The 17,447-nt window shown below is 71.8% G+C and carries 20 protein-coding genes; 10 read left to right on the top strand and 10 right to left on the bottom strand.

Annotated features, from left to right (window positions below; translation table 11 throughout):
* The first annotated feature begins 50 nt into the window (after window positions 1–50).
* The gene (locus OHT77_RS40410; RefSeq protein WP_328833326.1) at window positions 51–617 is read left to right on the top strand and encodes a hypothetical protein; all 567 of its coding nucleotides are present in this window, start codon (window positions 51–53) and stop codon (window positions 615–617) included.
* Window positions 618–756: 139 nt separating this feature from the next.
* Window positions 757–876, top strand: coding sequence for an LPFR motif small protein (locus tag OHT77_RS40405; RefSeq protein WP_328833325.1), 120 nt, complete (start codon window positions 757–759; stop codon window positions 874–876).
* 160 nt (window positions 877–1,036) lie between these two features.
* Here the strand turns inward: OHT77_RS40405 and OHT77_RS40400 are convergent, their stop codons facing one another.
* Complete coding sequence (locus OHT77_RS40400; RefSeq protein ID WP_328833324.1) at window positions 1,037–1,285, bottom strand: WhiB family transcriptional regulator; 249 nt, start codon at window positions 1,283–1,285, stop codon at window positions 1,037–1,039.
* A 379-nt stretch (window positions 1,286–1,664) separates the two neighbouring features.
* Here OHT77_RS40400 and OHT77_RS40395 point away from each other — a divergent pair, with 379 nt between their 5' ends.
* Window positions 1,665–2,321: an endonuclease gene (locus tag OHT77_RS40395; RefSeq protein WP_328833323.1), complete on the top strand. Its 657-nt coding sequence runs from the start codon at window positions 1,665–1,667 to the stop codon at window positions 2,319–2,321.
* Between the two features lie 98 nt (window positions 2,322–2,419).
* On the opposite strand, the gene OHT77_RS40390 is transcribed toward OHT77_RS40395, so the two are convergent.
* A complete protein-coding gene (locus OHT77_RS40390) occupies window positions 2,420–2,776 on the bottom strand; it encodes a helix-turn-helix transcriptional regulator (RefSeq protein ID WP_328833322.1) in 357 nt (118 codons plus the stop codon).
* A 133-nt stretch (window positions 2,777–2,909) separates the two neighbouring features.
* Between OHT77_RS40390 and OHT77_RS40385 the strand changes: the two genes are divergently transcribed.
* Window positions 2,910–3,671: an ANTAR domain-containing protein gene (locus OHT77_RS40385; RefSeq protein WP_328833321.1), complete on the top strand. Its 762-nt coding sequence runs from the start codon at window positions 2,910–2,912 to the stop codon at window positions 3,669–3,671.
* A 153-nt stretch (window positions 3,672–3,824) separates the two neighbouring features.
* Here OHT77_RS40385 and OHT77_RS40380 read toward each other — a convergent pair whose 3' ends face one another.
* The 6 genes from OHT77_RS40380 to OHT77_RS40355 all read right to left on the bottom strand — a co-directional run bounded on the left by OHT77_RS40380 (window position 3,825) and on the right by OHT77_RS40355 (window position 9,778).
* Complete coding sequence (locus OHT77_RS40380; RefSeq protein WP_328833320.1) at window positions 3,825–4,373, bottom strand: type 1 glutamine amidotransferase domain-containing protein; 549 nt, start codon at window positions 4,371–4,373, stop codon at window positions 3,825–3,827.
* 559 nt (window positions 4,374–4,932) lie between these two features.
* Window positions 4,933–6,471 carry a CYTH and CHAD domain-containing protein gene (locus OHT77_RS40375; protein ID WP_328833319.1) on the bottom strand — a complete coding sequence of 513 codons (1,539 nt, stop codon included), beginning with the start codon at window positions 6,469–6,471 and terminating at the stop codon, window positions 4,933–4,935.
* Window positions 6,472–6,664: 193 nt separating this feature from the next.
* Window positions 6,665–7,426: a glycosyltransferase gene (locus tag OHT77_RS40370; protein WP_328833318.1), complete on the bottom strand. Its 762-nt coding sequence runs from the start codon at window positions 7,424–7,426 to the stop codon at window positions 6,665–6,667.
* The gene (locus OHT77_RS40365; RefSeq protein WP_328833317.1) at window positions 7,423–8,037 is read right to left on the bottom strand and encodes a class I SAM-dependent DNA methyltransferase; all 615 of its coding nucleotides are present in this window, start codon (window positions 8,035–8,037) and stop codon (window positions 7,423–7,425) included. Before OHT77_RS40365 ends, OHT77_RS40370 begins: the two co-directional genes overlap by 4 nt.
* A complete protein-coding gene (locus OHT77_RS40360) occupies window positions 8,034–8,813 on the bottom strand; it encodes a PIG-L deacetylase family protein (protein ID WP_328833316.1) in 780 nt (259 codons plus the stop codon). The genes OHT77_RS40365 and OHT77_RS40360 overlap by 4 nt, the downstream gene beginning before the upstream one ends.
* Window positions 8,810–9,778, bottom strand: coding sequence for an acyl-CoA dehydrogenase (locus OHT77_RS40355; protein WP_443048177.1), 969 nt, complete (start codon window positions 9,776–9,778; stop codon window positions 8,810–8,812). Before OHT77_RS40355 ends, OHT77_RS40360 begins: the two co-directional genes overlap by 4 nt.
* Window positions 9,779–10,246: 468 nt before the next feature.
* Between OHT77_RS40355 and OHT77_RS40350 the strand changes: the two genes are divergently transcribed.
* The 4 genes from OHT77_RS40350 (at window position 10,247) to OHT77_RS40335 (ending at window position 14,097) form a co-directional block, all read left to right on the top strand.
* Window positions 10,247–11,152, top strand: coding sequence for an alpha/beta fold hydrolase (locus tag OHT77_RS40350; protein WP_328833315.1), 906 nt, complete (start codon window positions 10,247–10,249; stop codon window positions 11,150–11,152).
* Between the two features lie 115 nt (window positions 11,153–11,267).
* Window positions 11,268–11,528, top strand: coding sequence for a hypothetical protein (locus tag OHT77_RS40345; protein ID WP_328833314.1), 261 nt, complete (start codon window positions 11,268–11,270; stop codon window positions 11,526–11,528).
* 676 nt (window positions 11,529–12,204) lie between these two features.
* A complete protein-coding gene (locus OHT77_RS40340) occupies window positions 12,205–13,845 on the top strand; it encodes an NAD-dependent malic enzyme (protein WP_328833313.1) in 1,641 nt (546 codons plus the stop codon).
* Between the two features lie 81 nt (window positions 13,846–13,926).
* A complete protein-coding gene (locus OHT77_RS40335; protein WP_328833312.1) occupies window positions 13,927–14,097 on the top strand; it encodes a hydrophobic protein in 171 nt (56 codons plus the stop codon).
* Between the two features lie 15 nt (window positions 14,098–14,112).
* Here the strand turns inward: OHT77_RS40335 and OHT77_RS40330 are convergent, their stop codons facing one another.
* Window positions 14,113–15,168 (bottom strand): CorA family divalent cation transporter, encoded by a 1,056-nt coding sequence (locus tag OHT77_RS40330; protein ID WP_328833311.1) that lies wholly within the window; start codon window positions 15,166–15,168, stop codon window positions 14,113–14,115.
* Window positions 15,169–15,644: 476 nt separating this feature from the next.
* Window positions 15,645–16,325: a type III effector protein gene (locus OHT77_RS40325; RefSeq protein ID WP_328833310.1), complete on the bottom strand. Its 681-nt coding sequence runs from the start codon at window positions 16,323–16,325 to the stop codon at window positions 15,645–15,647.
* 127 nt (window positions 16,326–16,452) lie between these two features.
* Between OHT77_RS40325 and OHT77_RS40320 the strand changes: the two genes are divergently transcribed.
* Window positions 16,453–16,887: an Hsp20/alpha crystallin family protein gene (locus OHT77_RS40320; RefSeq protein ID WP_328833309.1), complete on the top strand. Its 435-nt coding sequence runs from the start codon at window positions 16,453–16,455 to the stop codon at window positions 16,885–16,887.
* A gap of 98 nt (window positions 16,888–16,985) precedes the next feature.
* Window positions 16,986–17,381, top strand: a complete 396-nt coding sequence (locus OHT77_RS40315; RefSeq protein WP_328833308.1) for a DUF2267 domain-containing protein — start codon at window positions 16,986–16,988, stop codon at window positions 17,379–17,381.
* The last annotated feature ends 66 nt before the right edge of the window (window positions 17,382–17,447 follow it).

Raw genomic sequence — 17,447 nt, 5'->3', positions numbered from 1 at the left:
CGCATCCTGTGCGGCGCCAGAGATCGAACCGGAATCCGAGGAACCGTCCCGTGCCCGAGCGCATCGCTACTGGCATGGGGTGGCGCACGGCAGGCCGTAGAGGGGGCGACATCGTGGCGTACGCGAGAGCACTGCGGGTCAGCGGGGTGGCGGCGGCCTGCGGGGCCCTGGTGCTGGGGTGCACAGAGGGTGGTGGCGGTTCCGCGTCGCCGCCGACGACATCGTCCGGGACGGCCCGGAGCGCTACGGCCGACGCGCGGCCGTCGGCGTCGGCGACCTCCGAGAGGGATCCGGGCAGGGAGCCAAGGACGACAGCGCAGGCTCAGTCGCTGATCCAACAGGTCATCTCCGGCCCGGAATTGTTCGGGACCGGGGTGGTCCGGGCGACGCCGTACGAGAGTGACCCGGCGCAGTGGGCGGTGCTGGGTGACGACTGTCTGTGGCGGCTGCGCCCGTTACCGGCCGACGCGCTGGCCACGCTGACCCGGCACTTCGAGGTGCCCGCGTCCGACGTGTTGGGGGCCGTGCGGCTGTCGGCCACGGTCACCGTGCATCGCACGGCGTTGGACGCGTCGTGGGAACAGGCCAGGATGCTGGAGGAGGACCTCGGTCGTTAGAGCAGGCAGACCACATTGATGCGGAAGCGACGCAGAGATCGAGGCGGGCCGTCTCCCGGGACACCGAGTACCTGATGGCCTGGCGGGTACCCGTCGAGCCGACAGCCGCTCAGAACGCAGACAGATCCTGGAGGTCTCCATGTTCCGCGCCATCGCTGACGTGCTCCGTAGCATCGGCAGCGCGATCGCCACCGTCGTCACGCTGCCGTTCCGGGCCCTCGCACGACTGTTCGGTGGGGCGTCACGTTCCGCGCACTGAGGGCTTCCACGAGTAGGCCGGTGGCAGGCGGGGGCTCCAGTCGACCCCTTCTGCGGGGCGACGGGCCGGGGATCTCGCGGTGCGGCCGCTTGGCGGTTCCGGGCGAGATAGCCCCCGCCGTTCACCGGGCCCCATCATCTGGCGCGTGAGCCCAGCAGGTTCATTCGTGCGCCGCCACAAAGGCAGTCCTCCTGCGCAGTTCGGCGCGCTCCCGTTCGCTCGTTCCGCCCCACACGCCGTGGACCTGACCGCTGCTCATCGCCCAGTCGAGGCACTGCCGGACCACGGGGCACCGGAGGCAGACGCGCTTGGCGGCGAGTTCCTGCCGTAGCGCAGGTCCTGTGGAGCTGAGGGGGAAGAACAACTCCGGGTCTTCATGAGCGCAGGCAGCTCGCTGAGCCCATTCCATGACCGCCTCCTCTGCGACTTGTCCTGAATTCTGCTCGTCCGTCCGCATCCCGGCCCGAGTGCCCAGGTGTCGCGACCGGAAACCGAAGGTCAACCGCGTGGTGGAAAAGGGCTGTTGAGGTTCGCGCTTCGTCGGCTCACGCATCGGGGGTCGCCGACATGGTCTGCGGCCGTGTAGCCACCGTGAGCCGCGCACCCGGGGAGTCGAAGCGCGGGAACCGTTCCGGTACGAGTGCGAGCAGTGCGCCTCCCGTTCCGGCGCCCGTGGGAGACGCGCCTGCCACAGCCCGGTTCGTTTCGAGCCACGCAGATGGGGGCACCCGGGATCTCAATTACGTGCTTCCCGAAACACCGTCCGCGGTCTTCGGAGGTGAGATCGGATGGCGACGACCACTCGACGCGGTGTGATGCGGGCGCTGTTGGAGGCCCACGGCCGCACCTACGCCGACGAGGCGGGCATCCCGCTCAAGGACACCCCTCAACCCCTGTACCGGCTGCTAGTGCTCGCCTGTCTGCTGAGTGCGCGTATCCGTGCAGACATCGCGGTCGCCGCGGCACGGGAGCTGGCCGCCGCCGGGATGCGCGATCCACGCCGGATGGCCGAGGCCACCTGGCAGCAGCGGGTCGACGCACTCGGCCGCGGCGGCTACCGGCGCTACGACGAACGCACCGCCACCCAGCTCGGCGACGGCGCGGCACTGGCCACCGAACGCTACGGCGGTGACCTGCGACGGTTGCGGGACCAGGCCGACGGCGACATCGCGACGATACGGCGCCTGCTCCAGGAGTTCCCCGGAGTGGGACCGGCCGGCGCCGACATCTTCCTGCGCGAGGCACAAGCGGTCTGGCCCGGGACCGCGCCGTATTTCGACGCCAAAGCCCTCCAGGGAGCCCGCGCCCTGGAGCTGCCCACCGAACCCGCCGCCCTGCTTCGCCTGGCGGACGGCGCGGAGCCGGCCGTAGTAGCCGCGGCCCTGGTCCGTGTCGCCCTCGACAAGAAGGCCCCTCCGGCCATCCTCTTAGCCGCCCGCACCTGACAGCCGGTCCACGGGGCGTGGCCTACCGACGACCACGTCCCCCGAACTCACGAGCCCCCTCGATGCAGTCCCTGAAGTCCTTCAACCAGTCCGCCGTCTCACCGGGCGGAGTCGGAATCGCGCTCACGCGGCAGCGCAAGCGGCGCGTCACGCCGTGCGTCCTGCTGCGCGAGCGCGGACAGCAGACCATCGACCGTCATTCCCGCCTCGGCCGGGTGCCGCAGGATGGTCCCGGGCTGGATGCGGTACGCGTTGGTCCGCCCCTCCCGGGTGTGGGTGAGATAGCCGTCCTCCTCGAGATCGGAAATGATCTTCTGGACGGCTCTCTCGGTGAGCCGGCAACGCACGGCGATGTCACGGATGCGAGTGCGGCGATCCTCGGCGATCGCGGCCAGGACCCGGGCATGGCTGGTGAGGAACGTCCATCCAGTGTGTGTCTCGGATGCTTCAACCATGGACCCAGCATAGGATCCAGGTTTCATGCATATCAAGACGCGAAATAAAGTTCATGCATCTCTTGACGTGTTTCACGCGCCCGAAGAAACTTGTGCCGACAGAGCACACGCGAGGGCTTCGGGAGAGACCGCCATGCCGGAACACGACCCTTCCGCTCCACTCAGGAGCAGTGCAGCCGTCCCAGCCGACCGCGCGACTTCACGCGTCCCGACGACGGCCGACCCGTCGACCTTCCTGGAGATCGTGACCCGTCCGGCCGGAGCCCGGACGGTCGTGGTGGTCTCCGGAGAGATCGACATAGATACCGAACAGACGCTGCAGCGCGCCCTGCGGCTGGCGCTCGCCCGGTCGTCCGAGGGAGTGGACCTCGACCTGACCGGAGCCGGTTTCTGCGACTGTTCGGGCCTCAACGTCCTGCTGCGCGTCCGCCGCATCGCCCTGACGGACGGCAAGACCCTCCGCATCCGGGCGGCCGCCCCGGCGGTCGAGAGACTGCTGACCCTCACCGACACGTCGTCGCTGTTCACCGATGCGCGTACCCCCCTCGACGGGGTGGCCCACGACTGGCACCCGCATTCCCCCACGACGCACGACCTCACGGAGGAGTTCGGGGTGTCCGACGAGGCCGAGGAGCTGCGGGTCGAAGTCGCGCAGCTCAAGCGCGCGATGCTGACCCGGCCGGTCATCGACCTCGCCCGCGGAGTCCTGATGGCCTCCTACGGCCTCAGCCCCGAGGCCGCCTGGAACGTCCTTGCCGACGTCTCCCAGCGCACGAACACCAAACTCCACCAACTCGCCGAAGAACTCGTCGATTCGGTCAACGGGCCACCGCTGTCCCAGTCTCTGCGCCACCAGCTGACCGCGGCGGTCGACGCGGTCTCCGACCCGGCCTAGGGGCACCCAGGGCCGGCGTTTCCCGGTGCCGAGTTGGTGGAGCAGTCCCGGATGGCAGTACAGGCGGTGTTCACGTCCTTGCGGATCTCCGACCACTGCCACCCGGGAACGACGCGCAGGGCCAGAGCCCGTTCGTCCGGTCGCGAGGTCCGGTCAGGGTGCCTTCCGGGCCTTGGCGAACTCCACGAGGAGGGCTTCGCAGAACGCCTTCAGATCGTCGGGCTTACGGCTTGTGACGAGCGTGTTCGGGCCGTCGTCGCAGACGCTCACCTGTTCGTCGACCCAGGTGCCGCCCGCGTTGCGGATGTCCGTACGCAGACTCGGCCACGAGGTGAGCGTGCGGCCCGCGACCACGCCGGCCTCGACCAGCGTCCACGGCGCGTGGCAGATCGCGGCGACCGGGCGGCCCAGGTCGAAGAAGTCGCGTACGAACGCCACGGCGTGCTCGTCGGTACGCAGCAGGTCGGGGTTGGCGACCCCGCCCGGGAGCACCAGGCCGTCGAAGGTATCCGCCGACGCGTCGCGCACAGTCAACTGGACCGGGAACACCTCGGCCTTGTCGAGGTGGTTGAACGCCTGGACCTCTCCGGGTTCCGTCGACACGAGGACCGGCTCGTGACCCTGGTCCATGACCGCCTGCCACGGCTCGGTCAGTTCGATCTCCTCGACGCCTTCGGGCGCCATCAGGAATGCGATACGCATGGTGTTCGATCTCCTTCTGCGGGTTGCCGTGTGGTCTCGTCGTCGACCGGTTCTGTGCGGGTCCTGGCCGCCCTGCGCACAAGGGACTCGACCTGATCGCGGTGCAGGCACATCAGGGCGGCGAAGGGCAGGGACTCCTGGGTCCCGGCGGTCTCCTCGATCCGGGTCCGCCGGTACATCCCCCAGTCGGCCGGACCAGGCATGCTGTCTCCTCTTGGGGTGGAGTCCCGGATCTTCAGGTACCGCCACCGCGTACCCGGAGAAAGCTCTCCAACACGGAGGTTTGTCCCGCCGCTCCGAGGACACCCGCGCACTCGGAACGGCAGGTCGGCGCGGGCCGCCGCCCCCTCCAGGAGGTGCGGCGGTGCCTGGATGCCGCCACGCAGGCAAACCGGTCGGTATGGGGTACGCGCCGGGTGGTGAACGGCTGGACCCTGGCCGCGCTCACCGTGACCCGCCCGAAGCCGCCCAGCGATCCCTCAAGGACGGCTCCGCTACGACGCCTGCGGTCCGGCCACATCGACGACTACCCGGCACGGTTGCTGACGGGCACCACCCCTCAACGGCTGAGCGCCTTGCGCAGTGCTCGGTGCGACGCCTCGGCCCACACAGGTGGCAGTTCCCGTTCGGCCCGTTCGGCCGCAGCCTGCTCCTGGCCGTACAACAGGCCCCAGGTGAAGCTCGGTTCACCCGCCGCGTGCGCCGCCAGGGCCACCGTCCGCACGGCGTCGCGCGCCACGACGCTGTCCTGGTGATCGCCGAGCACCTGCTGGACGGCCTTGACCCGCTTGCCCAGACGCTTGGCCGGTTTGCCGAGTGCGTCGCGGGCCGGTTCGGTGGCGTACCGCGTCTTCTTGGCGGCCTTGCGGGCTTCGTGCAGGGCCTTGTCGCGTTTCGTTCCCGGCGGCAGGTCCAGCGCGTGGGCCATGCGGTCGGACAGGCGGCCGTACTCCTTGAGGACGGCCTTTCGCATGGCCTTCTCCGGCGGCCGGGCGGCCCTGCCGCGCAGCGGGGGGCGTTCCGTCAGCGTCGCCAGACTGTTCAACAGGGCCAGGTGGCGAGGGGAGTTCAGGGTGGCGAGCGTCCGTAGGCGGGCCTCTGAGGTGTCGCCGACGTCCCACATCTGGAAGCGTGCGGCGGTCTCGCCGAAGACGAGTTGCCGGGGCAACTCCTCGATCCTGGCGGCCAGTCGCTCGCGCAGGACTTCGTGGTCGCGTTCCGCGCCCAGTTCGGCGCCCAGCCACTTGAGTTCGTCGCGGACGGGATCGGTGACCTCGCGGTCCAGGACCGACCGGTAGGAGCGCAGGACGCTGCGCAGCCGACGGCACGTGGTGCGCATCTGGTGCACGGCGTCGGGCAGGTCGCGGCGGACGGCGGGGTCCAGGTCCACCAGGGCGCGGACCCGTTCGTCCACGTACCGCAGGATCTCGTCGCCTGCGGACCCCGGCACCACGGCCTCGGCACGCCTGTCCGGCACACGGGGCGCCCCGACCCCCGTCTCCTCCAGGGCGCGGGCCAGCTTTGAGGGGCTGTGCGCGCGGCCAATGCCGTGGGAGCCCAGCGTCTTCTCCACGGCGTCCAGCAGCCCGAGGTCGGCGTCCGGGGCGAGTTCGACCTCCATCTCGGTCCACGCGGCCCGGGTACCCGCGCCGAGCAGCGACTCGGCGCGGACCGCGTCCACGCTCAGCTCGGCGAGGGCCGTTCCGTCGGAAGCGACGAGCTGCCGTACACCCCGGTCGGAACGGATGCGCACCACCGGCCGCAGTTCCGCGCCCCGGGTTCGGGAGAGCGTCAACTCCCGCAAGGCGTCAGGGAGTTCCTCGGACAGCGGGGCCCGTACCTCCTCCCGGCTGTCGCCGGACAGCGGCAGTTTGAGGTGCCAGCCCGCGTCGCTCCCGCCCGTCCTGCGCCGGAGCGTGGCCGAGGCGCGGGCCAGCCTCAGGTCGTCGGTGTCGTAGTACACGGCGTCCAGGTCCTCGGTGCCCTGGTCCACGACGGACGCGATCACGTCCGTGCCGGTGAGGTCGGGCAGCCACGAGGTGTCATCGGCCGAGGGGGCTTCGTACTTCCGCTCTGTCTCTCGTTGCGACTCGGTCATGGTGTGCGCGTACACGTCTGGGCTCCGGTCAAACATCGGCGGTCCGTTGACGCGCCGGGAGAAGGGCGGGACGAGAGTGGCCTTCCCGGGCTCCCATGGCGATGGCCCACCGGGCGAAGCCGGAGGGCAGGTCACGGTCTGAGAGCCGACCGGTGCTCGGACCGCACCGACACCCGGGCCGCCCGCCCGCACCTCACCGAGGCAGCCGGGGCCGGGTGGCCGGGGTGGAACGGAGTGTGGGGACCGGCCTGTCCCACACCGAGGAGCGGAGGGTGGCGAGCAGGTCCGCGAGGCCGTCGGGGGCCCGGCCGCGCAGTCGTGCGGCCGTACGGACAGGGGTGCGGTCGGTGCGGGCGATGCGATGGCCCTGAGCGGCGAGACGGGACACGAGGTCGTGGTCCTCGCCGGTGGGCAGCGCGGCGAAACCACCCACCCGCAGGTAGGCCGTGGCCGAGAGACCCAGGTTCGCCCCGTGGACGTGCGGATGGCTCCACGGCTCCCCCGTCCCGGCGGGCCTGGTGCGGAAGTAGCGGGCGTCGTGCAGGGCGGTCAGCCGGCGTGATCCTCCGGCCAGCCGGATGGTGCCCAGCACGACGTCGTGCCCCTGCCGCGCCCAGTCGATCTGGTTGGTGAGCCAGGTGTCGGGCACGGTCGTGTCGGCGTCCGTCATCGCCAGCCAGACGGGCCGCCCTCCGCCCGCGAGGAGGTGCAGCGCGTGGGCGGTCCCGGCGGCGCGCGCGGCTCCCACGCTGCGGTGTTCGAGACGCACCACGTGCGCCCCGGCCCGCGCGGCGACGACCGCTGTGGCGTCCGTGCAGGCGTCCGCCGCCACCACCGTCACGACCGGCAGCGGCGCCACCCGTGCGGCCGCGCGCCGCACACTGCGCAGACAGGCGCCGATACGGTCCTCCTCGTTGTGCGCGGGGACGACGACGGCGACGGCCGCGGGGATCACGCCAGGCCCTCCGCCCGTGCCGGGGAGAGGACGGGGCCGTCTTCCCGGCCGTGCTCGTGGACGGTGAGGGTGAAGTCGGGGTCGTCGTAGCGGGCCAGTCGCTTCAGGTCGGGTACGGCGTCGACCTGTGCGGCGATGTCCCGGCCCGTGCAGGCGTGTTCGGCGACGGGATGGTTCCAGTGCGCCGTGACGAGATGGCCGCCCGGGGTCAGGCTTTCGGTGGCCTGGCGCAGCAGCCGCGCCCGCGTGCTGTCGTCGAAGTAGTAGAGCAGCTCCGAGAGGACGACGAGGTCGAACCGTTCGTCGGGCCACTCGTCGGGAACCGTCATCTGCCGGACGGTGACGTGGTCCGTCCCGTGGGTGCGCCGGGCCGTCGTCGCCACCGCCGAGGCGATGCGGTCGGTGGAGAGCAGCCGGTCGCAGCGGGCGGCCAGCAGAGTGGTCAGCACGCCCACCGAGCAGCCCGGTTCGAAGGCCCGCTCGTAGCGCGGGCGGGGCAGGGCGGCGATGGTCAGGCCGTATTTGCGGCGGTCGTACCAGCGGTCCGCCAGGTGCCAGGGGTCGGTGGCGCCGGCGTACTGGTCCTCGAAGTAGGCGGCGGGGGTGTTCACCGGATCACCGTTTCGAACGCGCGGATGTGATGGGCCAGTTCCTCGGGCGGCAGCACGGGCGGGATGCCGGGGCCACGTGCTTCGAGCTGGCTGGTGAAGCGTGCCAGCGCGGCCTTCTTGCGGCCGAGTGCCACGGGGGTGAGCGGCAGGACAGCGGCCCGCCGCCAGGGCACCCGGGGGTCGTCGGGGCGGGCCCAGTGCCACATCCAGACCGGGAAGGACCACAGCGTGGTGCCCGTCGCGCGGCAGGCACTGCGCGCCGCGCGTCCGGCGGCTTCGTGGTCGCTGTGCAGGTCGTGGTCCCACGGTGCCAGGCACAGGCGCGCGCCCGTCTCGGAGAGCAGACCGGCGATGGCCGCGGTCGCCACGTCCTCGTGCCGGTCAAGGGCCGTGTCCGGGATGCCTGTGTGCAGGGGCGCGTGGAGCGGGCCGAGTTCGTCCAGCGCGGCGGTGAGTTCGCGGCGACGCAGCGCGGCCAGCGTGTCGCGTGCCGGTGCGTCGCCGTCGCCGTGCGAGGCCTCCCCGTCGGTCAGACAGATCGTGTGCACGGGGATGCCCGCGCCGACGAGGGCGGCCATGGTGCCGCCGAAGCCCAGGACCTCGTCGTCGGGATGGGCCGCCACGACCACGACGGGCCCCTCGGGAAGGTCCAGGTGGGGAAGGCGGTCCGGCAGCCGGGCCGTGCGCCAGTCCTTTTCCTCGGTTCCGGGTCCGTCGATCTCCGCGGCGGCCGCCTCGCGCTCCTCCGCGGAGAGGGCGCCTCTCGCCGTCCTCATCGCGTCTCCCGGGAACCGTCGCCGATCGCGTGCCCCAGCTGTGCGAGGTCGCCCTCGGCGTGGTGCTGCCGGATGTACACGGTCAGGTCGGCCACCGCGCGGGCATGGTGTTCGTCGTGGCAGAGCGGGCCGGCGCCCAGGGCCCGCCCGGTGTGGTCGAGGACCTCCGCGCACACCTTCTCGACCAGGGCCCTCACCCGCATGCCGCGCACCCGGGCCTGCCCCCGCTCGTCGAGGGGATCGGCGTCGATGTCCTCGGCCGCCCGGCGCATGACCGTGTCGGCGGTGCTGAGCAGCACGTCCACCGCGCCCAGATGGGCCGCCGCGTGCTCGTTGAGCCGCCCGGCTCCGGAGCGCTCGTACAGCGGTGCCGCGACCGCGTGCGCGCCCCCGAGCCAGCAGGCCGCCACGCCCACCCCTCCGTGCAGGAAGCCGGGCCGCTCCACGTAGGCCCCGGGCTCGCCCACCGCGCGGGCGGGCACGTCGGTGAAGGACACGTCGAGGCTGTCGCTGTCGGCCATCCCGACCGCCGGCCAGGTCCCGGGCAGCGGCGTCACGCCAGCGTGGTCCAGTGCCACGGCGAAGAGGCGGTACCCGTCGTCCGCCTCGGCGGTCACGAGCGCGTGGGTGCAGAACCGGGCTCCGGAACAGTACGGTTTGACACCGCTCAGGCTCCATCCGTCCTCCGTGCGCGTCGCGTTCACGACGGGGCTCGGCGGCCGTGCCGCCCACACTCCCCACCGCTCCCCCGGCCCGGGCAGCGAGCCCTCGACCTCATGGAGGATCGCAGCCGCGTCGAGATGTCCCTCGGCCAGCCGGGCGAGCGACAGGTCCCGGCGTCCCAGCGCGGTGAGGACAGCGAATCTACGGCCCGTCGAGCGTCCCGGAAGCGGTACGGCGGGCGCCTCCCGCTCGACGAACCCGGCGAACATCGCGGACGTCCGCCGCTCACCGGTGTCCGGCATCCCCCCTTCGCGGGCGTCGGGCGCTCTCCCCTCGCCGACGTCGGACGCTCTCCCTCCGCCGGCTGAGGAGGCTCCGGAACGGGCGACATCGGTGGATGTGATCACCGCGGACTCCTTCAGGTGCGACAAATCCGAACATGCGCCCGTGTTTCCAGGGATGGCCAGCGCAAACGCTGTGCCCGAAGTGGTCTCCGGTACCCCTGTCACGTCCCCGTCGTACACCGCGCCGTCTCGCGGGCACCCGCCCGGCTCCACGCCCCCGAACCGGACCCGATCGACAAGACCGGCATCTGCTGAACGGGTTCGAGGAACCGGAACTCGTACACCGGAAGTCACCGAGGAGTGTCCACTCCTGGGCCCGGCGGCTCTCGACGCGGCCGGCATTCCCGCTCGGCGGGCGGCAAACCGAACATCCCGGGTACGCGAGTCACCGTCCGACTCTGTGGTCGTCCACTGGGAGGCAGTGCCTTGTTCGAGGGCTTCGAGATCAGCCGGTTCGAGGTCGAGGACGCGTCGATCTTCGTCCGCCACGGCGGCGAGGGCCCACCGGTGGTCCTGCTGCACGGTCATCCCCGCACGTCCGCGACCTGGCACCGGGTGGCACCGCTGCTGGTACGGCGCGGTTTCACCGTGGTCTGTCCCGACCTGCGCGGCTACGGCCGCTCGCGCGGGCCGGTGCCCACGGCGGACCACACCGGGTACTCCAAGCGGGCTGTGGCCGCCGACGTCGTCGCGGTGATGCGTCGCCTCGGCCACAGCCGGTTCGCCCTCGCCGGGCACGACCGCGGAAGCAGCGTCGCCCTGCGGCTCGCGCTCGATCATCCGGACGCGGTGTCGAAGGTGGCCCTGATCGACAGCCTGCCCGTCACCGAGCATCTGTCCCGGATCACGCCGGAGTTCGCCACCCAGTGGTGGCACTGGTTCTTCTTCGCCCAGCCCGACGTCCCCGAGCGGGTCATCAACGCCGACCCGGACAGCTGGTACAGCGGCGACCCGCGGAGCATGGGCGAGGAGAACCACGCCGAGTGGCGGGAGGCCACGAGAAACCCCGATGTCGTACGAGGGATGCTGGAGGACTACCGGGCCGGTCTCACCGTCGACCGGCGGCACGAGGAGGAGGACCGGGCGGCCGGGGTGCGGATCAGGTGTCCGGCGCTGGTCCTGTGGTCGCTCCGGGACGACCTGGAGGACCTGTACGGCGACCCGCTGAAGATCTGGCGCGCGTGGGCGCCGGACCTGCGCGGTCACGGCATCGACTCGGGGCACCACGTGGCAGAGCAGGCTCCGGAGACGCTCGCCTCCTCCCTGGGGGACTTCTTCGCAGGCGAGGACGCGGACGAACGCCCCGACGGGCACAGCGGCGCAGCCGACTGACCTGGGCGGCGAACAGCGGCGAGGCGTCCGGAGAGTACCGGCCACCCCGTGTGACCGCGCCCAGCGTGGGGTACCCGGGGCCGGGTCGAAGTCCGGCCAAGAGTGGGAGATCAGTGTGAACGAGTACAGTCCGGGCAGTCACGGGGACAGCGTGGGCCGGGAGACCAAGCCCATACCGAGGGACATGCCCGACCAGCAGGCGGGCGCCGCCGGGGAGGCCTGGGAGCCCGACGGCGACGCGCCCCGGCCGGCTGAGGACGAGCAGCCCGACTCGCAGGTCCCCGACACGGACGAAGCCGGTACGGGTCGGCATGGCTCCCCGCGCTCCGGTAGCCCCCGGCCCGAGCACCCGGTGCCCGACGAGCCGTCCGGCTGACCTTCCGCGCCGACCGCCGCGACCGCGCTGCCGGCTCAGCCGGTGGCCCCGTACACGGCGATCCCGTCTCACGGACCCCGCCGTGCCGACCTGGCACGGCGGGGTCCGTCAATGACGTCCTGGAAAAGCAAGAGCCGACGCGGATTCCCGGGGCTCCGCCGCTCTCCTGGCACCGGTTGTGGCGCGACGGCCCTACGCGGCGCCGGCCAGGACGCGTTCGCGCACGGTGGCGCACGAGGTGCTGATCAGCCGGGAGATGTGGCGTGTTTCCTGTCCTGTGCACTCACAAGCCGCTTTCCCACACCCCGCGGTGCTAAAGGACCTGGTGTACGGGGCCCTTGCCCGGCACGTCGAGCCCGCCTCTCCCCGCTCGGCACGGCACCGGAGGCGAAGAGTCCGCTCGGAGGTGCAGGCTGGAGGACATGGCGAAGACCGCGCTGATCGTCATCGTCAACGACGACTTCGGGCAGTGCCGCTCGCACCACGGCGAAATCCGGGAAACAGAGGGCGCACATCACGACCGCGAACGACGTCCGCTTCCCCGACCCGGCCGGCCCCTGACGGACAGCCGCGACCGGTCCCGCTCCCCGGTACCGACTGGATGCCGTCGGAGTGATGACCGTTCCTTGCCGGCGGCTTTGCCGTCGCGTACGCGTTCCCGGGAAGGAGAACCCGCATGACAGTGAACAAATCCCCCCGCGGCACGACTCTGCTCGCGGACCCCCTGCGCAACAAAGGCACCGCCTTCGGCCCCCAGGAACGGGCGGAGTTCGGTCTCGACGGGCTGCTTCCGCCCGCGGTGGAGACGCTCGACCAGCAGGCCGACCGCGCGTACGAGGCGTTCCTCGGCTACGACAAGCCGCTGAACCGGCACATCTATCTGCGCCAGCTGCAGGACACCAACGAGGTCCTCTTCCACCGCCTGGTCACCGGCCATCTGGAGGAGACGCTGCCCGTCGTCTACACGCCGACCGTCGGGGAGGCGTGCCGGCGCTTCAGCGAGATCTACCGGCGCCCCCGGGGACTGTTCCTGTCGTACGAGGACCGGCATCGCTTCCGGGAGATCCTGCGCAACCGCCCGCACGCGGACGTGGACGTCATCGTCGTCACCGACGGCCAGCGCATCCTGGGCCTGGGCGACCAGGGTGTCGGCGGCATGGGCATCCCGGTCGGCAAGCTCAGCCTCTACACCGCGATCGGCGGCATCCACCCGGCCCGCACGCTGCCGATCCTGCTGGACGCGGGGACGGACAACGAGGAGTTGCTGGCCGACCCCCACTACCTGGGCCGCCGGAAGCACCGGGTCACCGGTGACGCGTACGACGAGCTGGTGGAGGCACTGGTGTCGGCGGTGGAGGCCGAGCTGCCGGGCACGCTGCTGCAGTGGGAGGACTTCGCGACCGCCCACGCCCGCCCGATCCTCACCCGCTACCAGGACCGGCTGCTGACCTTCAACGACGACATCCAGGGCACCGCCGCCGTAGCCCTCGGAGCACTCACCACGGCCACGACGGTCGCGGGCACCCGCCTGACCGACCAGCGGATCGTGGTCCTCGGCGCGGGCTCCGCGGCGGTCGGCGTGGCCGACATGATCCGTACGGCGATGACGGACGAGGGCCTGTCACCGGACGAGGCCCGTTCGCGCTTCTGGTTCGTGGACGTCGACGGACTGCTCGTGGACTCGCGGGACGGACTGAGCGAGGAGCAGCGCGTCTACGCCCGCGGCGACATGCCGGAGTCGTACGACCTGGCCGAGGTGGTCCGCCGGGTGGAGCCGACCGTGCTGATCGGGCTGTCCACCGCGAAGGGCGCCTTCACCGAGGAGATCGTGCGGCACATGGCGTCCACGTGCGAGCGGCCGGTGATCTTCCCGCTGTCCAACCCGACCTCCCACTCCGAGGCCGACCCCGCCGACCTCGCCCGCTGGACGGACGGCAAGGCGCTGATCGCCACCGGGTCACCGTTCCCGCCGCTGAAGACCGACGGCCGCGAGGTGCCGGTGGCCCAGGCGAACAACGTGTACGTCTTCCCGGCGATCGGCCTCGCGGTGACGGCGGCCCGTGCGACCAGGGTCACCGACCGGATGCTGGTCGCCGCCGCCCGCGCCGTGGGCCGGTGCGCCGCACGGTCCGTGCCGGACGACGGAGGCCCCGCACCCCTTCTGCCACCGCTCGGGGGCATGCGCGAGGCCGCCCTCGAAATCGCCGTCGCCGCGGCGGTGGCGGCCGTGGAGGACGGCGTGGCACCGGAGGCGACCGAGGACGAACTACGGGCGGCGGTCACCCGCACGCAGTGGGTCCCGCAGTACGAACGCTGACCTCGCGGGCCGGCTCCGCGCCGGGTGCCCGCATGACGTACCGCCCTGCGGGCACTCGGCTCTCCGGAAGGGAGAATCGACATGGTCGCCTTGATTCTTGTTCTGCTCCTCGCCCTCATCCTGGCCGGAGCGGGATTCGCCGTTCATCTCCTGTGGTGGATCGCCATCATCGTCGCGGTGCTGTGGCTCCTGGGTTTCGTGTTCCGCAGCGCCGGAACTGGAGGGTCAAGGGGCCGCTGGTACCGGTGGTGAGCGGGCGGGAGCCGGTCACAGCCATTTCAGGCGCCTGAACAGCGCGTAGAGGATTCCGCAGATCGCCGCGGTGGCGACGATGGTCATCGGGTAGCCCCAACGCCAGTGCAGCTCCGGCATGTTGTCGAAATTCATGCCGTAGTTCCCGACCACCACGGTCGGCACCGCGGCCAGGGCCGCGACCGCGCTGATGCGCCGCATATCGTCGTTCTGGCTGACGCCGACCTCCGCGGTCCAGGCGTCCCTGGCGCTGTCGAGCATCTCCCCGAGCTGCTCGATCTGCTCCACGACCCGTCGCAGCCGGTGCGCGAGGTCACCCAGCGGATCGTCGCCCGGCCCCGACGCGGGGAAGACTTCCGCCGCCGCCCCGAAGGCCAGCGCGGCGGGCCCGGCGGTGCGCCGGAGCCGGAAGATCTGCCGGTGCAGGTGGTGGGCGGCCGCGAGTCGGCGCCGCCGTTCGCCCCGCTCGGCCCGCCGCCCCATCTTCGTCAGCACGTCGTCATCAGGCTCCGGGTCCGCCTCCTCGGTCGCCTCCTCCAGCGCTTCGGCGATCTCCTCGTACTGGTCCGTGACCACGCTGGTCACAAGCCGTACCAGCTCGGTCGAGTCCTTGCCGCCCACGAACCGGTCGTCGAATTTCCGAACGAGGGCTTCTCGCAGCCCGGTCCGGCCGTGCTCCACGGCCAGCGCGAATCCCGGCCCGGCGAACAGGACCACGCATCCGGTACGGCTCACACGTGGCAACCCACCGGCGCCCGCAGGTCCGTCGAGGCAACACGTCCGAAGCGTCAGGACGGTGACGTCGTCCACCCGTGCCAGCCCTGCTCGTGTGCCCGGCGCACTCGCTCGCTCCGCGAGGCCATGGGCCAGACCGCACGCGTCGGCGGCCCTCCGCAGCCCGTCACCGTCGTCGCCGTTCACCATGATCCAGGCGACACCACCCTGCGCGCGGGCCTGTCGCACCAGCTCCGGCAGATCGTCGCCCGACGTCGGCGAGCCCGCGGCGCCGCCCAGCACCACGGCCCACGGGGGCGGCGCGGGACGTGCGGGTCGGGGATCAGAAACGGTCATCGCGGAGCCCTCCCGGCTGACGACTGTCGAGTTCGCATGATCGGCACGTGTGCCCGCGTCTCCGCACGGCACGCATGCGGTGAACTGCCGACTTCCGCGTGAGCGGCGCTTCTCGTCCCGCACCGGGTCGGCCCCCGGCCTGGTGTGGCCGGGCCGCGAGGGGATGCGGGCCATGTGGACGTCGGGAATCCGCACGTCGCCAGGGATCACCGGAGACGCGGGAGTCCAGTTGGCCGCCTTCGCCGCCCAGCATCCCAACGGCCCCGTCCCCGCCTGGACCGCTCACGCCTCGCCGGAGCCCGGCTGTCCCGTGCCTGAGCGTTGGCGACGGCCGGGATGGTCGAAATTCGTCGGGGGCGGCCTACGGGAGTTTCGCCCCTGCCGCGAACGGCTCACGAGAACGCGCCGGGCTCGTCAGAACCGTGCGGCACTTCCACTGCCCGTAGTCCGTGCCCCGTGCCGATGGGGGCCTGGGCTCAGTCTCGGTTGCGGCGCTGGTCGCCGCTGCGTCGGCGGAGTCCGTCGGTGTGGCGGGTGAGGTCGTCGACGCGGGCGGCGAGGTCGGGGTGGCCGGACGCCAGGTAGGGGCGCGTGTCCGTCAGCGGGGTGACGAGGGCGGCCGGGTCGTTGTCGGCGAGGGCGGTGCTGAGTTCGGCGAGCGGCGCGTCGGCTGCGGCGGAGAGGTCGGGCAGTGCGGTGATCTGGCCGGCGAGCTGGCGCAGGGTGGCGGCGTTGGCACGGGCCCAGGCGGAGACGGTGCGGTCGGCGGCACGGCGGTCGCGGGTGGCGGTCACCCGCTGCTCCCCCGTGGACCCGGGCCTGCCGGGGCGGACGCGCAGGTAGCGGCGTTCAGCGGCCTGGCGGCTGGACACGCCCAGGGGGTGAGCGAGATCGGCCCAGCTGGCGCCCGCGTCCCGCGCGGCCTCGATCAGGCCCGGTTCCCACTCGGCGAGCTGCTCGCGCGCTTCCCGCAGCACCAGCAGTGCGGCGAGCACCTGCTCGGAAGTGCCGGCGTCCGGCACGGGGGCTGTGCCGGACGGTGCGGCCTGGGCGGTGTGCAGGGCCTCCCGGATCGTGTCCAGGGCCGCCGCGGCGGCGAGGAAGGATGCCGGCGCGAGATCGGGAGCGCGCGGGGTGGGCTCATCGTCCCTGGTCATCGGGCCTCCAACTCTTTTGTCATCATCTCGATGACTGCGAGCTTGTCATCACCTGGATGACATGTTACAACGGATGGCAGGTAAACGCATTGGCAGTGACCGACCTGAACCCTGGAGGTGTTTGACGATGTTGATGCGTACCGACCCCTTCCGTGAGCTCGACCGGATCGCCCAGCAGGTCCTGAACACGACCGGCACCTGGTCGCGGCCGTCGGCGATGCCGATGGACGCCTACCGCGAGGGCGATGAGTACGTGATCGCCTTCGACCTGCCCGGCGTGGCCAAGGACGCGATCGACATCGACGTCGAGCGGAACATGCTGACGGTCAAGGCCGAGCGGAGGCCCGTCGCCAAGGCGGACGACGTGCAGATGGAGCTCTCCGAGCGGCCCCTGGGCGTCTTCTCCCGCCAGGTGATGCTGGCCGACACCCTGGACACCGAGCGCATCGACGCGGCCTACGACGCGGGGGTGCTGACCCTGCGGATCCCGATCGCCGAGCGCGCCAAGCCCCGCAAGATCGCCATCGGCGGCGGGTCCGCACGCAAGGAGATCAGCGGCTGAGCCGACGCTCAGCCCCACCTGAGGACGGGGGGCCGACCTCCCCCGCGGTCACCCCCGTCCTCCGTCCGACCCGCCCGCGTCCACGCACGGGAGCAGCGATGGTGATGCGATGGGAGGCGTTCCTCGACCAGGTCAAGGAACGTGGCGCGTACGAGAGCACCGAGGAGGCCGAGCGGGCCACGCGCACGGTGCTGGCCCTGCTGGGCGCGCATCTGGTGGGCGAGGTGCGCGCGGACCTGGCCGCCCGGCTGCCGGAGGACCTGGCCCTGGTCCTGCTCAGTCCGCTCCAGGCACGCGAGCCGCTGTCGCCCGAGCGGTTCGTACGGGCCACCGCTGCCTGGATCGAGGGAGCCACCGAACAGACCGCCGCCTGGGACGTGAGCGCCGTCCTCAGCGTGGCCGCCGAAGCCGCGGGCGAGGAACTCACCGGCCACATCCTGCTCCAGCTCCCGGCGGGCTACGACCTGCTGTTCGGCCACCCCCAGCCCGCCTGACCCACCCGGCCGCCAGGCGACCGCACCCCCACTTTCCCGACCCCCGTCGTCACCGATGACGCGAGC

Origin of the sequence: Streptomyces sp. NBC_00252, from assembly GCF_036187565.1 — a bacterium.
In the GTDB taxonomy this organism is placed as follows: Bacteria; Actinomycetota; Actinomycetes; order Streptomycetales; family Streptomycetaceae; genus Streptomyces.
The sequence above is the reverse complement of the archived record's forward strand: the minus strand, read 5'-3'. Positions and strand labels throughout refer to the sequence as shown.

What these genes read in the sequence shown, in the direction of transcription:
- OHT77_RS40360 (WP_328833316.1), bottom strand. Translation starts at nt 8,813, where the DNA reads ATGAGGACGGCGAGAGGCGCCCTCTCCGCGGAGGAGCGCGAGGCGGCC.
- OHT77_RS40355 (WP_443048177.1), bottom strand. Translation starts at nt 9,778, where the DNA reads ATGCCGGACACCGGTGAGCGGCGGACGTCCGCGATGTTCGCCGGGTTC.
- OHT77_RS40380 (WP_328833320.1), bottom strand. Translation starts at nt 4,373, where the DNA reads ATGCGTATCGCATTCCTGATGGCGCCCGAAGGCGTCGAGGAGATCGAA.
- OHT77_RS40315 (WP_328833308.1), top strand. Translation starts at nt 16,986, where the DNA reads ATGGTGATGCGATGGGAGGCGTTCCTCGACCAGGTCAAGGAACGTGGC.
- OHT77_RS40405 (WP_328833325.1), top strand. Translation starts at nt 757, where the DNA reads ATGTTCCGCGCCATCGCTGACGTGCTCCGTAGCATCGGCAGCGCGATC.
- OHT77_RS40375 (WP_328833319.1), bottom strand. Translation starts at nt 6,471, where the DNA reads ATGACCGAGTCGCAACGAGAGACAGAGCGGAAGTACGAAGCCCCCTCG.
- OHT77_RS40385 (WP_328833321.1), top strand. Translation starts at nt 2,910, where the DNA reads ATGCCGGAACACGACCCTTCCGCTCCACTCAGGAGCAGTGCAGCCGTC.
- OHT77_RS40395 (WP_328833323.1), top strand. Translation starts at nt 1,665, where the DNA reads ATGGCGACGACCACTCGACGCGGTGTGATGCGGGCGCTGTTGGAGGCC.
- OHT77_RS40400 (WP_328833324.1), bottom strand. Translation starts at nt 1,285, where the DNA reads ATGGAATGGGCTCAGCGAGCTGCCTGCGCTCATGAAGACCCGGAGTTG.
- OHT77_RS40340 (WP_328833313.1), top strand. Translation starts at nt 12,205, where the DNA reads ATGACAGTGAACAAATCCCCCCGCGGCACGACTCTGCTCGCGGACCCC.
- OHT77_RS40335 (WP_328833312.1), top strand. Translation starts at nt 13,927, where the DNA reads ATGGTCGCCTTGATTCTTGTTCTGCTCCTCGCCCTCATCCTGGCCGGA.
- OHT77_RS40325 (WP_328833310.1), bottom strand. Translation starts at nt 16,325, where the DNA reads ATGACCAGGGACGATGAGCCCACCCCGCGCGCTCCCGATCTCGCGCCG.
- OHT77_RS40320 (WP_328833309.1), top strand. Translation starts at nt 16,453, where the DNA reads ATGTTGATGCGTACCGACCCCTTCCGTGAGCTCGACCGGATCGCCCAG.
- OHT77_RS40390 (WP_328833322.1), bottom strand. Translation starts at nt 2,776, where the DNA reads ATGGTTGAAGCATCCGAGACACACACTGGATGGACGTTCCTCACCAGC.
- OHT77_RS40330 (WP_328833311.1), bottom strand. Translation starts at nt 15,168, where the DNA reads ATGACCGTTTCTGATCCCCGACCCGCACGTCCCGCGCCGCCCCCGTGG.